At 73.2% G+C, this 15658-nt stretch carries 14 protein-coding genes; 5 read left to right on the top strand and 9 right to left on the bottom strand.

Features of this window, described 5'->3' with window-relative positions; translation table 11 throughout:
- Window positions 1-31 precede the first annotated feature (31 nt).
- Genes ACFT41_RS00335 through ACFT41_RS00320 form a run of 4 tightly spaced genes read left to right on the top strand, consistent with a single transcriptional unit; the run spans window position 32 to window position 1968 of the window.
- Window positions 32-268: a hypothetical protein gene (locus ACFT41_RS00335; protein ID WP_377581939.1), complete on the top strand. Its 237-nt coding sequence runs from the start codon at window positions 32-34 to the stop codon at window positions 266-268.
- Window positions 265-432 carry a hypothetical protein gene (locus tag ACFT41_RS00330; RefSeq protein WP_377582066.1) on the top strand — a complete coding sequence of 56 codons (168 nt, stop codon included), beginning with the start codon at window positions 265-267 and terminating at the stop codon, window positions 430-432. Before ACFT41_RS00335 ends, ACFT41_RS00330 begins: the two co-directional genes overlap by 4 nt.
- Complete coding sequence (locus tag ACFT41_RS00325) at window positions 425-1582, top strand: helix-turn-helix domain-containing protein (RefSeq protein ID WP_377581936.1); 1158 nt, start codon at window positions 425-427, stop codon at window positions 1580-1582. Before ACFT41_RS00330 ends, ACFT41_RS00325 begins: the two co-directional genes overlap by 8 nt.
- The gene (locus ACFT41_RS00320) at window positions 1579-1968 is read left to right on the top strand and encodes a helix-turn-helix domain-containing protein (RefSeq protein WP_377581933.1); all 390 of its coding nucleotides are present in this window, start codon (window positions 1579-1581) and stop codon (window positions 1966-1968) included. Before ACFT41_RS00325 ends, ACFT41_RS00320 begins: the two co-directional genes overlap by 4 nt.
- A gap of 12 nt (window positions 1969-1980) precedes the next feature.
- Here the strand turns inward: ACFT41_RS00320 and ACFT41_RS00315 are convergent, their stop codons facing one another.
- Window positions 1981-3351 (bottom strand): DNRLRE domain-containing protein, encoded by a 1371-nt coding sequence (locus ACFT41_RS00315; RefSeq protein WP_377581931.1) that lies wholly within the window; start codon window positions 3349-3351, stop codon window positions 1981-1983.
- Window positions 3352-3712: 361 nt separating this feature from the next.
- Here ACFT41_RS00315 and ACFT41_RS00310 point away from each other — a divergent pair, with 361 nt between their 5' ends.
- Window positions 3713-6556, top strand: a complete 2844-nt coding sequence (locus tag ACFT41_RS00310; RefSeq protein ID WP_377581928.1) for an aconitate hydratase — start codon at window positions 3713-3715, stop codon at window positions 6554-6556.
- Between the two features lie 93 nt (window positions 6557-6649).
- Here ACFT41_RS00310 and ACFT41_RS00305 read toward each other — a convergent pair whose 3' ends face one another.
- From ACFT41_RS00305 to ACFT41_RS00270, 8 genes are all read right to left on the bottom strand, one after another.
- Window positions 6650-7246, bottom strand: a complete 597-nt coding sequence (locus ACFT41_RS00305) for a hypothetical protein (RefSeq protein ID WP_377581926.1) — start codon at window positions 7244-7246, stop codon at window positions 6650-6652.
- A gap of 122 nt (window positions 7247-7368) precedes the next feature.
- Window positions 7369-7971, bottom strand: coding sequence for an ATP/GTP-binding protein (locus ACFT41_RS00300; RefSeq protein ID WP_377581924.1), 603 nt, complete (start codon window positions 7969-7971; stop codon window positions 7369-7371).
- Complete coding sequence (locus ACFT41_RS00295) at window positions 7952-8338, bottom strand: DUF742 domain-containing protein (RefSeq protein WP_377581921.1); 387 nt, start codon at window positions 8336-8338, stop codon at window positions 7952-7954. Before ACFT41_RS00295 ends, ACFT41_RS00300 begins: the two co-directional genes overlap by 20 nt.
- 6 nt (window positions 8339-8344) lie before the next feature.
- Window positions 8345-8767, bottom strand: a complete 423-nt coding sequence (locus ACFT41_RS00290) for a roadblock/LC7 domain-containing protein (protein WP_007072006.1) — start codon at window positions 8765-8767, stop codon at window positions 8345-8347.
- An 89-nt stretch (window positions 8768-8856) separates the two neighbouring features.
- The gene (locus ACFT41_RS00285; protein ID WP_377581919.1) at window positions 8857-11439 is read right to left on the bottom strand and encodes a nitrate- and nitrite sensing domain-containing protein; all 2583 of its coding nucleotides are present in this window, start codon (window positions 11437-11439) and stop codon (window positions 8857-8859) included.
- Window positions 11440-11536: 97 nt separating this feature from the next.
- Complete coding sequence (locus tag ACFT41_RS00280) at window positions 11537-13222, bottom strand: prenyltransferase/squalene oxidase repeat-containing protein (RefSeq protein WP_377581917.1); 1686 nt, start codon at window positions 13220-13222, stop codon at window positions 11537-11539.
- Entirely contained in the window at window positions 13219-14133 is a 915-nt protein-coding gene (locus ACFT41_RS00275) for a terpene synthase (RefSeq protein WP_377581914.1), read from the bottom strand. The genes ACFT41_RS00280 and ACFT41_RS00275 overlap by 4 nt, the downstream gene beginning before the upstream one ends.
- The gene (locus ACFT41_RS00270) at window positions 14130-15509 is read right to left on the bottom strand and encodes a cytochrome P450 (protein ID WP_377581912.1); all 1380 of its coding nucleotides are present in this window, start codon (window positions 15507-15509) and stop codon (window positions 14130-14132) included. The genes ACFT41_RS00275 and ACFT41_RS00270 overlap by 4 nt, the downstream gene beginning before the upstream one ends.
- Window positions 15510-15658: the final 149 nt, after the last annotated feature.

Here is a 15658-nt window from a genome sequence, read left to right as displayed (position 1 = left end):
GCCGCGCCCCCTGAGAGAAATAGGCGGCGGCATGGCGATCTGGTCCGAGGTACGGAGCATCGTGCGATGGCTACTGCGGCGGTCTGACCCGCCCCCGCCGCCCGGCACCGGCCAGGGCATCCAGGCGGCCGAGCAGGCGGCTGCCCGTCGGCAGATCCTCGCCGATGCCCAGGCCGCGCGCACCACCTCGCAGCACTGCCAACCGACCGAGATCGTCCCGACCGTGGCACTCGGCCACGAGTCCACCGACGGCAGGGCCGACCGGTGAGCCAGGCTGTCAGCGATCTGGAGGTGCCGTGGTGGCAGCGGGACCTGGACGACCACCGGCAGCGCGACGGCCGCTGCCCGGTCTGCGGCACACCGAAGCGGTGCTGGCCGTGGGCGAACGCCAACTCGGCGCGCATCGTGGCCCGGATGGTGCAGGGTGGATGAGCTGCCCGTGGGTCGCCGGGTCGCGTACTGGCGGGGCCGGCGCAACATGTCGCAGCAGGTGTTCGCCGACCGGCTCGGCAGGTCGAAGTCGTGGGTGGACAAGGTCGAGCGGGGCGTCCGCGCCCTGGACAAGGTGTCGACGCTGCGGGAGATCGCCGCAGTGCTGCGTATCGACCCGGACGTGCTGATCGACCGCGACAACCCGCCTGAGTCCGGGCGTGAGCAAGCTGCTGTGGCCGGTGTCGAGGTGGTCCGGGCCGCGCTCACCCGCCACCCCGGCCTGCTGGGCGCGCCGGCCACCCCGACCGATCCGGTCGTCTACCGGACCCGGGTGGCGCACGCCGGTGCGACGTACCGGCACGGCCGGTACGTCGATCTGCTGCGGCTGGCCCCCGCTCTGCTCGTCGACGGCCACCGGCTTCCGGGCGGGCAGGGCGAGCAGCTTGTCTGGGCGTACCAGCTCATCGCATTGGTGTTGGTGAAGTTCGGCGCTGCGGAGCTGGCGTGGCTGGCCGCCGACCGCGCGCTGGCCGCCGCTGGCGACGATACGGTGCTGGCGGCGGTCGCCGTCGTGCCGCTCGGTCAGGCGCTGCGCGCCGCCGGCCGGCAGCAGGCCGCGTTCGAGTTGGCCGTCGTCGCCGCTCACCAGGTCGCCCCGCTGGAGCCCGGCGGGGGCACGGCCGCCGAGCGGGCGGCGTGCGCGGCGGCGTTGCTCCAGGCCGCGCTGGCCGCCGCCGAGGCGGGCGACCGGTCGACGGTGGAGGAGATGCTCGGCGACGCCACCGTGGTGACGTCGCCGGGCGGGCCGGAGCGGGCGGCGGTCGACGCGGCCCGGGTCGCCGCCGCCGTTCTGCTCGGGGACGGCCGGCGCGCGGTCGACCTCCACGAGGCGCTGGTCGGTGGGCCGGGCTGGCAACGGCTGCCGATCGAGCACCGGGCCGCGCACCTGGTCGACGTGGCCGGCGCGTACGTGCGTGCCGGCGACGCGGCCGGGGCGGGCGGGGCGCTGCTGCACGCGGACCGCCTGGTGCCCGCCGAGGTACGGATCAGGCCCGCCGGGCGGGCCGCGCTGGCCGACGTGCTGGCCGGGGTACGCCGGCCGGATCCGCACCTGCTCGCGTTGGCGGAGGCGACCGGGGTGACGCGATGACCGAGCACGCGGACGTACGGGAGCTGGCCACGCTGGACCAGGTGGTCGCCGAACTGGTCGCGCTGACGGCACCGGGCGACGCGGACCGGGTCCGCGCGCTGGCCGAGCAGGCTCAACGGGTGCCTCGGGTGTGGCCGGGGCAGAGCCTGCGCACCTACCGGCATGAGCTGGCCCGGTTGCGCGAGGAACATGGCCTGTCACTGGAGGCCGCAGCCCAGTGGATGGACTGGTCGACGTCGAAACTGCGCCGGGTGGAACTGGGTGCGGTCGGGATCAGCGTCAGCGACATGCGGATGCTGACCGCGCTGTACCAGGCAGACCCGGCGACAGCGGAGCGGCTGGCGGAGCAGGCCCGCAGGGCGTGGCGGGCGACCCGACAGGCCTGATCTGCGGTGGAATCAGTGGCAGGTGCCGGCGCCGCTCTCGGTGAAGGTCTGGTTCGCCACCGGCAGGAAACGCCACTGGTAGATCCCGGGGACCAGGGTCAGCTTGAGCACCCCGTAGGTGGTGCCGTTGCGGACCTCGCTGTTCGGCACGATCGTCCCGAAGTCCGGTTGGAGGGAACGACCGCCGGTGCCGACCACGAAGTTTCGGATGCCCTGCATGGGGTCGTCCACCCGGTTCGGGGTCTGCGGGGCAAACCGCTCGTACTGGTGGGCGTGGCCGCTGAGGAGGATCTCGACGTCCGCCTCGTAGAGCGCCCGGAAGAGCGGGAGCAACTCCGGTCGTTCCCGGTCACCGGAGCTGAAGACCGGGTGGTGCCAGTACGCCAGGGTGCACCGGGCCGGGTTGGCGGTCAGGTCGGCGCGGAGCCAGCGTTCCTGGGGCGAGCCGGCGTGACATCCGCCGACCTTGCTGCAGTTGGAGTTCAGCACGATGATGTGCCAGCCGCCGGCCGGCATGTCGTAGGAGTACCAGCCCTCGTTCGGCCGGCCGGCTGCGGCGCCGAAGTATCCGAAGTAACCGGCCGCATTGGCGGTGAGGTACTCGTGGTTGCCGACGGCGGGTCTGGTGCGGGCCTTGTGCCGCCCCCAGGTCGGCCCGTAGCAGTTGGTGAACTCGGCCGGGGTGCCCTTCTCGTAGACCACGTCACCGAGGGCCGCCACCGTGCCGGGTTCCCGGTCGAGGATCCGCGCGGTCTGCTCGTCGTTGTCCCGGTCGCAGGAGGCGATGTCGCCGGCCGCCAGCAGCACGTTCTCGCCGGTGCCCGGGATACCGGTCTCCACGAGTAGCTGCGGTGCGGTGGTCGAGCCGCTCTCGCGGTTGCTGTAGTAGGCGCCGTTGGCGTCGGCGGAGCTGATCCCGAAGCTGACGATCCCGTTGTTGACCACCGCCGCCGTGACCTCGACGTCGTACCAGGTGTTGGCGGCCACCCGACCGTAGGTGCCGAGCGGCGCACCGGTCAGGGCGGGACGGTTTGCGTAGGTCAGGGTCGTCTCCAACCAGCTGGTCCCGGACCGGTAGACGGTGCCGCCGGTGCGGCTGCCGGCGTCGGGGATGGCCGACACGTGGATGCGCAGCCGGGCGTGAATAACGGGATCGAGGAGACCGGTGACCGAGAACTTGAGGTAGGAGATCCGGGTCGGGTTGGCGGCCACCGCCAGCACCGGCTGGTTGTCGAAGTTGCTGTTCGGCGAGCCCGCACTCACGTAGCTGTCGTTGGTGGGGAAGAAGACAAAGTTTCCGTTGGCCCGCACCGGAGGGGCGAAGGTGAGGGTTCCAGCCAGGACTGCGAGGGCCAGCACCGCAGCGTATCGGGATCTAGGCACCTATCGTCACCCCTTCAAGTGAGTTGTGCAGCCAGTCCACTCCCTCCCCGTCAAAACCGGGGCACGAGGTGACCCCGCCGGTTGACGGCGGATTGACGATCGGGGCGGCCGACCGGTGGAGCCCCCTGAAGACCTGCGGTGGCCCCTAGCCAGAAGCGACAGCGCATCGGACGACAGCCGGCCGGGCCGGGGCCGGCGGTGGCGACGCCGGCTCGCGATCCCGAAGCCTGGCGCGAGGTTGCGCGACTAGCAAGACGGACGTACGGTTTTGTTGGAGCGAGAATCACGGTAAGTGTCACCTAACCGGGGCGCCGCCCCGGCCGGTGCGACAGACTGCTCAGGACTACTCACGGTCGCTGGTGTGAAGGAGTACGACGTGGCGAGCCTCGACACCTTCGGTGCGAAGACCCAGCTACGCGTCGGAGACGCGAGCTACGAGATTTTCAAGATCGGCAAGGTGGAGGGGCACGAACGGCTCCCCTACAGCCTGAAGATCCTGCTGGAGAACCTGCTGCGGACCGAGGACGGCGCGAACATCACCGCCGACCACATCCGCCAGCTCGGCGGCTGGGACGCGACCGCCGACCCGAGCGTGGAGATCCAGTTCACCCCGGCGCGGGTCCTGATGCAGGACTTCACCGGCGTACCCTGCGTGGTCGACCTGGCCACCATGCGCGAGGCGGTCCGCGACCTCGGCGGCGACGCCACCAAGGTCAACCCCCTCGCGCCCGCCGAGCTGGTCATCGACCACTCGGTCATCGCCGACCTGTTCGGCCGTGAGGACGCCTTCGAGCGCAACGTCGCGCTGGAGTACGAGCGCAACAAGGAGCGCTACCAGTTCCTGCGCTGGGGCCAGACCGCGTTCAACGAGTTCAAGGTCGTCCCGCCGGGCACCGGCATCGTGCACCAGGTCAACATCGAGTACCTGGCCCGGACGATCATGGAGCGGGGCGGGCAGGCGTACCCGGACACGGTGGTCGGCACCGACTCGCACACCACGATGGTCAACGGCCTGGGCGTGCTGGGCTGGGGCGTCGGCGGCATCGAGGCCGAGGCCGCGATGCTCGGCCAGCCGGTCAGCATGCTGATCCCCCGGGTCGTCGGCTTCAAGCTGCACGGCGAGATGCCGGCCGGCACCACCGCCACCGACCTGGTGCTCACCATCACCGAGATGCTGCGCAAGCACGGCGTCGTCGGCAAGTTCGTCGAGTTCTACGGCCCCGGCGTGAGCGCCGTGCCGCTGGCCAACCGGGCCACCATCGGCAACATGTCGCCGGAATACGGCTCCACCGTGGCGATCTTCCCGATCGACGCCGAGACCGTCCGCTACCTGGAGCTGACCGGTCGCGACCCGCAGCAGGTCGCGCTCGTCGAGGCGTACGCCAAGGAGCAGGGCCTCTGGCACGACCCGGCCGCCGAGCCGGACTACTCGGAGCGCCTGGAGCTCGACCTGGGCACCATCGAGCCGTCCCTGGCCGGCCCGAAGCGCCCGCAGGACCGGGTGCCGCTGGGCAGCGCCAAGACGCTGTTCCGCTCGGCGCTGACCGACTACGTCACCGGCGGCGACGCCGGCCGCAAGGCGGGCGTGCCGCAGCAGGAGAAGCCGCTCGGTGCCGCCGGGCCGGCCGATGAGGCGTCCGCCGAGTCCTTCCCGGCCAGCGACTCCCCCGCCAACGGGGTCAACGACCCGGCCGACGCGCCGCGCGACCTGGTCACCGCCGCCGTGGGTGCGGGCGGCCGGGCCAGCAACCCGGTCCGCGTCACCGGCGCCGACGGCGGGGAATACGAGCTGGACCACGGCGCCGTGGTGATCGCCGCGATCACCTCCTGCACCAACACCTCGAACCCGCAGGTGATGATCGGGGCGGCGCTGCTGGCCCGCAACGCCGTCGACAAGGGCCTGGCCCGCAAGCCGTGGGTGAAGACCACCCTCGCGCCGGGCTCCAAGGTCGTCATGGACTACTACGACCGCGCCGGCCTCACCCCCTACCTGGACAAGCTCGGCTTCAACCTGGTCGGGTACGGCTGCACCACCTGCATCGGCAACTCCGGTCCGCTGCCGGAGGAGGTCTCCGCCGCCGTGAACGACGGCGACCTGGCGGTCGTGTCGGTGCTGTCGGGCAACCGTAACTTCGAGGGCCGGATCAACCCGGACGTGAAGATGAACTACCTGGCGTCCCCGCCGCTGGTGGTGGCGTACGCGCTGGCCGGCACGATGGACATCGACCTGGCCAACGAGCCGATCGGCGAGGACAGCGCAGGCGACCCCGTCTTCCTGCGCGACATCTGGCCCAACAGCGCCGAGATCCAGGACGTCATCGCCAAGTCGATCGGCGCGACCGGCTTCAGTGCCGCGTACGCGGACGTGTTCGCCGGCGACGAGCGGTGGCAGTCGCTGCCCACCCCGACCGGCGACACGTTCGCCTGGGAGGGCGAGAGCACCTACGTCCGCAAGCCCCCCTACTTCGAGGGCATGGCGAAGGATCCGCAGCCGGTGGCCGACATCGCCGGTGCTCGCGTGCTGGCCAAGCTGGGCGACTCGGTCACCACCGACCACATCTCCCCGGCCGGCTCGATCAAGGCCGACTCCCCCGCCGGGAATTACCTGGCCGAGCACGGCGTGCCGCGCCACGAGTTCAACTCGTACGGCTCACGCCGGGGCAACCACGAGGTGATGATCCGGGGCACGTTCGCCAACATCCGGCTGCGCAACCAGCTCGTGCCGGGCGTGGAGGGCGGGTTCACGGTCAACCACCTGACCGGCGAGCAGACGACCATCTACGACGCCTCCAGCGCCTACCAGGAGGCGGGGGTCCCGCTGGTCATCCTGGCCGGCAAGGAATACGGTTCCGGCTCGTCGCGGGACTGGGCGGCCAAGGGCACCATGCTGCTCGGCGTGCGGGCGGTCATCGCCGAGTCGTACGAGCGGATCCACCGGTCGAACCTGATCGGCATGGGCGTCCTGCCGTTGCAGTTCCCGGTGGACACCACCGCGGAGTCGCTGGGCCTCACCGGCACCGAGACGTTCTCGATCAGCGGGGTGACCGCCCTGAACGACGGCGAGACCCCGCGCACGGTGCAGGTCAGCACCGACACCGGCGTCGAGTTCGACGCCGTGGTCCGCATCGACACGCCGGGCGAGGCGGACTACTACCGCCACGGCGGCATCCTCCAGTACGTCCTGCGCCGCATGATCGCCAGCTAGTCGTAGGCCGCAGCACGAGGCCCTCTCCCACCGTCGGCCAGGTGGGAGAGGGCCTCTCGGTTCGCCCCCTCGGACGAGCGGAGTTGCGGCAGCTCAGCTCCAGCGGATCGAGCTGGCCTCGTCGTCCAGAACGCCGAGCTCGTCGTCCAGGGAGGCGAAGGGCGTCGACGCACCGAGCCAACTCCGGTGCTCGAAGAGGCTCACCCAACAGGCCCCGCCACCGGCGAGAAACGAGCCGATCTCGTCGTTCCAGGAGTCCGGGGTGATCAGCTCCACCAACCAGTCGACGTCCGTGATCGGCCCGGTACAGCCGGACGGGGCGCGGTAGGTCAACGTGCTGCCGGCGTAGTTGTCGTCCTCGTACATGACGCCGATCACGATGTCGGCCTGGGCGACGAAACCCTCCTGGGCCGCCCCGACACCGTCCAGCTTCCGACCGCCGCCGCTCAGCAGGCGCCGGAAACCGGGATCCGCCGCTGCGGCCTGGGCGTCGTCTGGCGCGTCGGTGATCCGGCCGCCGCTGGCCGCCGCCGTGGCCTTGCGGAAGCTGTCGTAGCAGTCCATCTCCTCGGTGGCCACGTCCACCACGCAGTGCTGCTCCGGCGGGGACGCCGCCCCGGCCGGCGGCCCCACCGCTAGCGTTCCCAGCACGACCAGCGCCGCACCGGCCGCCATCCATCGACGTCGCATCTGACCTCCCTGGTGTGGAATGCTCCCCACCACGGTCGGCCCACAGCGGCCTGTCCGGGAAGATCCCGGACAGCGGGCGGGGACCGGACCCGGCGAACCGGGACGCCAGGTCAGCGTGACCGTCAGCCCGCGCGGCGGCGGGCCTCCCGGGTCTTCAGCGCGTGCTCCATCAGCGTGATGAGCACCTCCTTGCTCGACTCCCGCTGCCGCGCGTCGCAGAGCAGCACCGGCACCCCGGGGTCGAGGTTGAGCGCGGCCTGCACCTCGTCGAGCCGATAGCGGCGGGCGCCCTCGAAGCAGTTCACCGCCACCACGAACGGGGTGCCGCGCCCCTCGAAGTAGTCGATCGACGGGAAGCAGTCGGCCAGCCGCCGGGTGTCGGCAAGCACCACCGCGCCGAGTGCGCCGAGCGCCAGCTCGTCCCAGACGAACCAGAACCGGTCCTGACCCGGGGTGCCGAACAGGTAGAGCACCAGGTCGTCGCTGATGGTGATGCGGCCGAAGTCCATCGCCACCGTGGTGGTCGTCTTGCCCTCCACCCCGGACAGGTCGTCGATGCCGACCCCGGTCTCGGTGAGCACCTCCTCGGTCCGCAACGGCCGGGTCTCGCTGACCGCACCGACCATCGTGGTCTTGCCGACGCCGAAACCGCCCGCGACCAGGATCTTGATCGCGGTGGGCAGCGGCACGGCTCCCGCCGGCCGCTCAGAGTGCCCGTAGTCCATTGATAACCGCCTCGAAGATGCTGTCGTCGGGAAGGCCCGCGGTCGTCCGCGGCTCGCGTACCTGCACGAGGTCGCGCGCCATCAGGTCGCCGAGCAGGACCCGGATGGTGCCCACCGGCAGGTCCAGGTGGGCGGCGACCTCCGCCACGGACTGGATCCGCTGGCAGAGCGCGACGATGGCCAGGTGTTCCGGACCCAGCCCGACCTCCGGCGACACCTCCGCGCGGGTGGCCGTCACCAGGGAGATCAGGTCGAACGTGCCGGTGACCGGGCGCGCCCGGCCACCGGTCACCGCGTACGGTCGGACCACCGGCCCGGCGTGGTCGTCGACCCACTGTTCCTCTGTGGACTCCCCCGGGACCGTCATGGCGGGCTACTTCTCGCCGACCGGCTGCTCGGGAAGCCGGGTCGGGGAGGCCACGTACTTGCCGACCCGGGTCACCAGCATGGCCATCTCGTACGCGATGAGGCCGACGTCGGCGTCCTCGGAGGCCAGGACCGCGAGGCAGGCGTTGCGGCCGGCGGCGGTGACGAACAGGAACGACGACTGCATCTCGATGATGGTCTGCTGCACCTGGCCGCCGCCGAACCGCTTGCCCGCTCCCCGGGCCAGGCTCTGGATGCCGGCCGCCATGGCGGCGAGGTGTTCCCCGTCGTCCCGGCTCAGCCCCTGCGACGAGGCCATCAGCAGGCCGTCTGTGGAGAGCGCGACAGCGTGCTCGGCCTGCTTCACCCGGCCGACCAGATCATCCAACAACCACGTCAGATCGGCACTCGAAGCCGTCTTCTGCCCCACTCGTCGTCCTCTTCTCCCCCGGCTGGTGTCGCCGTTTTGTCGTCTGGGACCTGCCGTCCCGCCACGGGCGCGCGTCGTCCGCGCTGTCCTCAGGTCGCCTCGTGCTCGTCGGCGGCGTCACCGGAGCCACCGGTGGGCTCCGCGCCGCCGGCCCCACCGAGCAGCCGGGCCGCGTCGGTGCGGCCACGCCGGGTGCCGCTCTGGTAGGAGCTCATCATCTTGAGGACCTGCTCCGGTGCCCGGGGCGTGTCCTCGTCGTCGTCGGGCTGCGCGGCCGGGTCCTCACGCAGCTCCGGCACGATGTTGGCCTGGCGTACGCGTACCGGCAGCCCGGCGCCGGTCCGCTGCACCGGGGCAGGGGTCGGGGCGTCGGACGCGGCGGCGGCTTCGCCGTCGGCGGCCATCCCGTCGGGCCGGCCGGCGTGCTCCGGGCGCTCCACGGTGGAGCCGGGAGCCGGGTCGCCGCCGGACGGCCGGGGCGTGGTGATCGGGAGGCCGGTCGGCACGGTCGGCGCGTCCAACGCCGACTGTCCGGCGGGGCGCCGGGAGCGTACCGGAAGCTCGGTTTCCCTGCCCGGGGCGGCCGGTGCAGGCGGTGCCGCGCGGGGCCGCGCGCGGGTGGGCAGGCCCGGCACGCCGTCGTCCGCCACGGCCGGTCCGGCGGTGGGGGCCGTCGGGGCCTCCGCCAGTGCCACCGGCGCGGCCGGGCGGTCGCCGGCCGGGCGGGGCCGGGCCGCCACGACCGGTGCGCTCGGGTCGGTCCTGCCGGTACGCCCGGGGCCGCCGGCCTCGCCGGAGTCGGTGACCAGCTCCGCCGGGATCAGCACGACCGCGGTGGTGCCCCCGTACGCCGACTCCTTCAGCTGCACCCGGACGCCGTGCCGGTCGGTGAGGCGGCTCACCACGTACAGGCCGAGCCGGGCGGCATTGGCCAGGTTGAGCTCGGAACGGTCGACGATCCGGTGGTTCGCGGCGGCGAGGTCCTCCTCGCTCATGCCGAGGCCCCGGTCCTCGATCTCGATGACGAAGCCGTTGGCCACCGCCTGGCCGCGCACCTCGACCGTGGTGTGCGGCGGCGAGAACGACAGGCCGTTCTCGATCAGCTCGGCCAGCAGGTGGATGATGTCGCCGACCGCCCGGCCGGCCAGCGAGACGTTGCCCAGCGGCAGCACGTTGACCCGGGTGTAGTCCTCCACCTCGGCGACCGCGCCGCGGACCACGTCGACCATCGGGACGTTGCGCCGCCAGGCCCGGCCCGGCGTGGAGCCGGAGAGCACGATCAGGTTCTCGGCGTTGCGCCGCATCCGGGTGGCGAGGTGGTCGACCCGGAACAGGTCCTCCAGCTCCTCGGCGTCCTGCTCCCGGCGCTCCATCGCGTCGAGCAGGGTGAGTTGGCGGTGCACCAGCGCCTGGGTGCGCCGGGCCAGGCTGAGGAAGACCTCGCGGACGTTGCGGCGCAGCTCCGCCTGCTCGACGGCGGTGCGCAGCGCGGTCTCCTGGACCGCGTTGAACGCCTTGCCCACCTGGCCGACCTCGTCGTCGCCGAACTCCAGCGGTGGCGCCTCGGTGGCGACGTCCACGTCCTCACCGTGACCGAGCCGCTCCACCACGCTGGGCAGTCGGTCGTTGGCGAGGGTGAACGCCGCGTCGCGCAGCCGCTCCAGCTGCCGCAGCAGCGCCCGGGCGGTGGTGATCGACACGATGATCGACGCGACCACGGCGAGCAGGCCCAGGCCCGTGGCGAGCACCAGCCGGATGATCACCGTGACGGCGACCGGGGTGGCCCGCTCGACCACGTCGTCGCCGCCGGCGATCACGACCTCGCTCCACCGGGACAGCGCCGGGGCCACCGCCGAGTCCCAGTCGGCGACCTCGAAGCCCAGCCGGGGGTCGGCGCCCCGGCCCTGCAGGATGCCGTCCTCCAGGTCGCGCAGGTTCGCGAACGCCTCGCCGCCGATCATCGCGTCGTAGCGTTCCCGGTCGGCGGCGGGCAGCCAGCTCACCGCCAGGTCGGCCGCGAACCGCTGCGCGCCGATGAGCTGGGCGAGCTGGGACCGCTCCGCCGTGGTCATCCGCCCCGCCGAGAGCACGCCGGTGAGCATGGCGTCCTCCTGGGAGAGCAGCTCACGGGCGCGGTTGAGCTCGATCAGGGCGGTGGTGTCCTCGCCGACCTGCTGGTCGTCGAGGAGGCCGAGGGCCGCGTAGACGTCGAAGATGGACCGGACCGCCTGCCCATACGCGGCGAGGGTCGACGACCGGTCGCCGCTGCGGGCGTCCACCTCGGCGCGGGTGTCGCCCAGCCGGGTCAGCTGCCCGTAGACCGCGTCGAGGCGCTGCTCCAGGGTGTCGCTGGCGGCGACGGCGGTGCGCCAGCCGCCGGACGACTCGCGGAACGTCGACGCCAGCTCGTCGGTGCGCCGCCGTTCCGCGCCGAGCGCCTCACGCCGCGCCTCGTCCGGCCGCCCCAGGTAGGCCAGCGACAGCTTCCGTTCCCGCTGGAGCTGGAGGACCAGCGCCTCGCTCGGTTCGGACACCGACTCGTTGAGTGTCTGCACCCCGAGCAGGTTGAACCCATCCCGCACGGTCACCCACGCCGCGAAGGCCCAGAGCGCGACGAGCGACGCCAGCAGGGCGACGATCTTGGTACGGAGATTCGTACTGCGGGAACGCATCACACCGTCCTGGCCGGGTGTTCGAGGGCTGCCGGAGCGTGTGTGGCCGGTACACGGTCGACCACGCGCGCACGCTAGCAGTGTCGGGTTTGTTCACTCAAGCGGCACTGATCACGGGTGCCCTCCGGCACCCGGACCCTGCGACGACGTCACCGCCAGCCCTGGCTCGGACGAGATGGCGGGCCGCGGCGACGGCGGCGCGGACGATCACCACGGGACGGTAGAGGTCCTTGTCATGCCAGAGCGCGGGCGCGCCGTCGCGTCCCTCCATGGTGGCCAGGTAGCGCCGCGCCCGCCCCAGCGCCGCGTCGACGCCGGCCGACGCGGCTGGCCCGGCGGCGCGCAGGACCTGCACGGCGTACGCGGTCTCCTCGACCGTGCCGCCCCACCGTCCCCAGGAGCCGTCGGCGCGCTGCCCGGCGAGCACCCAGCCGGCGGCCCGGGTCACCGCGCCCACGGCGGCCGGGCCCCGGCCGGGACCGGCCAGGGCGAGCACCGCGCAGCTCGTGGCGTAGTAGGGCGAGGCGTGCCAGCGGTCGGTCCACGCCCCGTCGGACGACTGCCGGTCGGCGAGCCAGCCGGTGAGCCGCCGCGTCACGGCGGCGAGCCGGGCGTCGGCCGGCGCGTGGTGGGCCAGGTGCCAACCGAACGCGTCGAGCACGTGGGCGTTGGTGGTGACCGAGGCGCCGTCCTCCCCCGACCAGGTGCAGAAGTGCTCGCCCGTGTCGTAGCCCCAGAGGCTGGCCGGGTCGATCGGGCGGCCGAGGCGGGCCAGGGCGTAGAGGGTCACCGCCGTGGTGTCGGCGTCGACGGGCAGGCCGGGCGCGGTGGCGGTGCCGGCGGGGCCGACGGTCGCCGCGAGCCCGGCGAGCAGCCGGGGCGGGACCGGCAGCGTCATACCCGCCCGGCTCAGGGTGCTCAGCGCCCAGGCCCGCTCGAAGACGGTGATCCCGGTCGCGCACGGCACCGGGCCGCCCTGCTGGCGGGCGGCGTCCTCCAGGTAGGCCACTGCGGCGGCGGCCCCGGGCCCCGCGTCGGGCGCGCCCAGCCAGGCGGCGGTCGCCGCCGGGGACGCGCCCACGGTGCCGGGCCCCACCGGGGTCACCCCGGCGGCACGCCGGGCCGCCGGACCGGCCACCTCCAGGGCGTGCAGCAGCTTCGTCGGCAGCGCACGGCCGGAGGCGACCAGCGCGCGGACCCGGTCGAGCCGGACGTTGTCCAGCCCGGACGGCAGCGGCAGCGGGCCGGCGGCGCGCCAGGCGGCGAGGCCGGGCGGCGGGTCGGCGCGCACCGCGTCGAGGTGCGCGGCGACCGAGCCGACCAGCGCCGGGACGGTCAGGTCGGCGGCCGGCAGGTCGGGCGGCGTGATCGTGGCCGGGCCGGCGAGCCACCGGTACAGGGCGCGCAGCCCGCCGTCGACGGCCCGGCCCAGTCGCTCGGCGGCGCGAGCACCGGAAAGCCGGTCGGCGTCCCCCCGGCGCAGGGCGGTGAGCAGCGCCTCGGTGGCGCTCAGCGTCGGCACCAGGGCGTACCCCTGCGGGCCGCCCCACGCGCCGTCGGGGCGCTGGGCGGCGAGCAGATACGCGACCCGCTCGACGTGGTGCGTCAGCCAGGGCGCGAGGCTGACCAGGCGCCCGGTCTCGTACACCGACGCGGAGGACTGCCCGCCCGGGGTGAGGGTCATCGCGGCGACCAGTTCGCGGGCGTCCGCGGCGGACTCCGCGTCCCGGGCCGGCCGGTCGGCGCGGCGGGGAGCGGTGGCCCGCTGCCGGGCGATCGTCACCGCTGCCCCCAGAAGTCGGCGGACCGGTAGAAGCCGCTGCTGAACCCGATCTGCCGGGCCAGGTACGCCGCCTGGAGCGGGCAGCCGCCCGACAGTGGGGCCAGCAGCTCGGTGCACCGCTCGACCAGCTCGACGATACGCTGGTCGACCTCGGCGCGGTCGTCGACCAGCAGCAGCGCGTTCAGGTCGCCCCATTCGAGGTCCCGCTCGTAGGTGGCGAGGTCGTTGACGAGCCGGAGCACCCGCTGCACCTCGTCGCTGACGGTCACCAGCGGGCCCAGCCGCCGGTGCGTCTCCGCGTCGCCCGTCCAGATCCAGTGCGCGACGTTGACCACGGTGCAGGCGAGGTTGTCGGCGTTGGCGAGGTATTCGGCGATGCCGGGCAACGGTGCCCCGTCCCGCTCCCGGGCCGTCTTCCAGCCCCACTCCCGGGCCATCGCCGTCACCGTGCGGCGCACCGCCGCGCGCCAGGCGCCGCCCAGCTCGGCGAAGGCCGGAACCTCCGCGAGGTCGTCGCGGAGCTCGGCGAGCAGGCGGCCGAGCGGGTCCTCGGCGTCGGGACTCGCCCCCTCGGCGACCGCGAGGGCGCCGGTCACCACCCGGTCGACGTCCGCCCGGGACTTCGCCAGGTAGTCGATCCGCCAGTCGAGGGCGAACCCCCAGAGCACCATCCGGTTGGTCAGCCGCAGCTGCTCGGCGGTGCACCAGGGCGCGCCGAAGGCGATGGCCAGGGCGATGTTGCTGAACAGCGCGGCATCGAAGGCCCGGCCGGCGAAGAGGTCCGGGTAGCGGTCGGCCTGCCGTTGCAGGTCGCGCTGCCCCTGCGCGGCGAGCGCGCAGATGCGGCCCTGCTCGGCGGCGACGGAGAGCTGGTCGGGCAGCACCGTGGACGGTGGCGTGACGACGTTCACGCGGCGGCCCCGGTGTGGGCGGGACGCACGTCCAGCTCCACGCGGTCCCTCGTGCGCAGCGCGGCGGCGAGCTGCACGGCGGGCAGGCGGGGGCTGCGCGCCCGCAGCCGGTAGCGGGTCAACAGGTTCGCCACGATGAGCTGTGCCTCCAGATAGAACAGGTGCATCCCCAGGCACTGGTGCGGGCCGCCGCCGAAGGGGAAGAACGCGTACCGGTGCCGGGTCCGGACCTGCTCCGGGGTGAACCGGTTCGGGTCGAAGGCCCCGGGGTCGTCCCAGTAGCGGGCCAGCCGCTGGGTGACCAGCGGGCTGACCAGCAGCGTCGCCCCGGCCGGCAGGCGTACGCCGCCGAGCGTCGTCGGCCGCAGCACCTGCCGGGGCACCAGCCAGGCCACCGGGTATAGCCGGATCAGCTCGTCGAGCACCATCCGGGTGTAGCGCAGCCGCGGCAGGTGCTCGGGACCGACCCGGCCGCCGCCCGCCACCGAGTCGATCTCCTCCTGCAACCGGGCCGCGACCTCGGGCGCGCGCTCCAGGTGCGGCCACAGCCAGGTCAGCACGTTGACGGTGGTCTCGGTGGTCACGGCGACCATGGCGACGGTGTCGTTGCGGACCTGCCGCTCGTCCAGCGGCCGGCCGTCGGCGGTGGTGCCCCGCCACAGCGTGGCGATGACGTCGTCGCCGTCGCTGCCCCGCGCCGACCGGACGATCGGCACCAGCACCTCGTCGATGCGCCGGGCGGCGTCGCGGAACGCCCGGTCGCCGGGCATCGGCAGCGCCAGCGGGGCGAACGGCACCAGCACCCGGGGGATCACCGAGGTGGCGATCGCGTCCTGGGCTTGGATGACGCGCAGCGCGTCGGCGACCGAGATGCGGTCCCCGAAGAACGTCTCCATGATCGCCCGGCACACGATCCGGGCCTGCTCGGCGCCGATGTCGACGGGCCGGCCGGCGCGGGCGGGCGCGTCCAGCTCGGCGACCGCGTCGGCGATCGTCGCGGCCAGCCGGTCCAGCACCGACTCGACCCGCCGGGCGGTGAACAGCGGCTGGAGGATGCGCCGGCTGTCCGACCACACCGGACCGTCACCGAGGATGCCGTCACCGAACAGCCGGCGCAGCGGGCCCCAGAACGCGCCGTCGCCGGCCCGGCCGAAGTTGTCGGCCCGGTCTCCCAGCACCTGCTGCACGTGGTCGGGGTCGGTCACCAGGTAGGGTCGGAACGCGCCGACGTTGAGCCGGACCACCTCGCCGCCGGCCCGCTCGCCGAATCCGACGAGAGCGCGGACGGGGTCGCGGAGCAGGCCGGGCGCGACGTGCCGCAGCGGAACGGATCTCGCTCGCCGAGCACGGGTGGGGGCCGGGTGTGGGGTTACCACGTGTGGTGCACTCCCCTGATCAACTGTGCGTCGCGGAACGACCGTGGAAAGTAACGGTCCCGCCCCGAGCATGCCATTGAGCAGGTCAACTTCTCCAGGGGAGAGAAGAAGAATTTTCGCGGGCGACATTCCCCACTTCCACAAGAGAC

This window comes from Micromonospora sp. NPDC057141 (assembly GCF_042670805.1).
GTDB lineage: Bacteria > Actinomycetota > Actinomycetes > Mycobacteriales > Micromonosporaceae > Micromonospora.
The sequence above is the reverse complement of the archived record's forward strand: the minus strand, read 5'-3'. Positions and strand labels throughout refer to the sequence as shown.

What these genes read in the sequence shown, in the direction of transcription:
- ACFT41_RS00305 (WP_377581926.1), bottom strand. Translation starts at nt 7,246, where the DNA reads ATGCGACGTCGATGGATGGCGGCCGGTGCGGCGCTGGTCGTGCTGGGA.
- ACFT41_RS00285 (WP_377581919.1), bottom strand. Translation starts at nt 11,439, where the DNA reads ATGCGTTCCCGCAGTACGAATCTCCGTACCAAGATCGTCGCCCTGCTG.
- ACFT41_RS00300 (WP_377581924.1), bottom strand. Translation starts at nt 7,971, where the DNA reads ATGGACTACGGGCACTCTGAGCGGCCGGCGGGAGCCGTGCCGCTGCCC.
- ACFT41_RS00320 (WP_377581933.1), top strand. Translation starts at nt 1,579, where the DNA reads ATGACCGAGCACGCGGACGTACGGGAGCTGGCCACGCTGGACCAGGTG.
- ACFT41_RS00295 (WP_377581921.1), bottom strand. Translation starts at nt 8,338, where the DNA reads ATGACGGTCCCGGGGGAGTCCACAGAGGAACAGTGGGTCGACGACCAC.
- ACFT41_RS00335 (WP_377581939.1), top strand. Translation starts at nt 32, where the DNA reads ATGGCGATCTGGTCCGAGGTACGGAGCATCGTGCGATGGCTACTGCGG.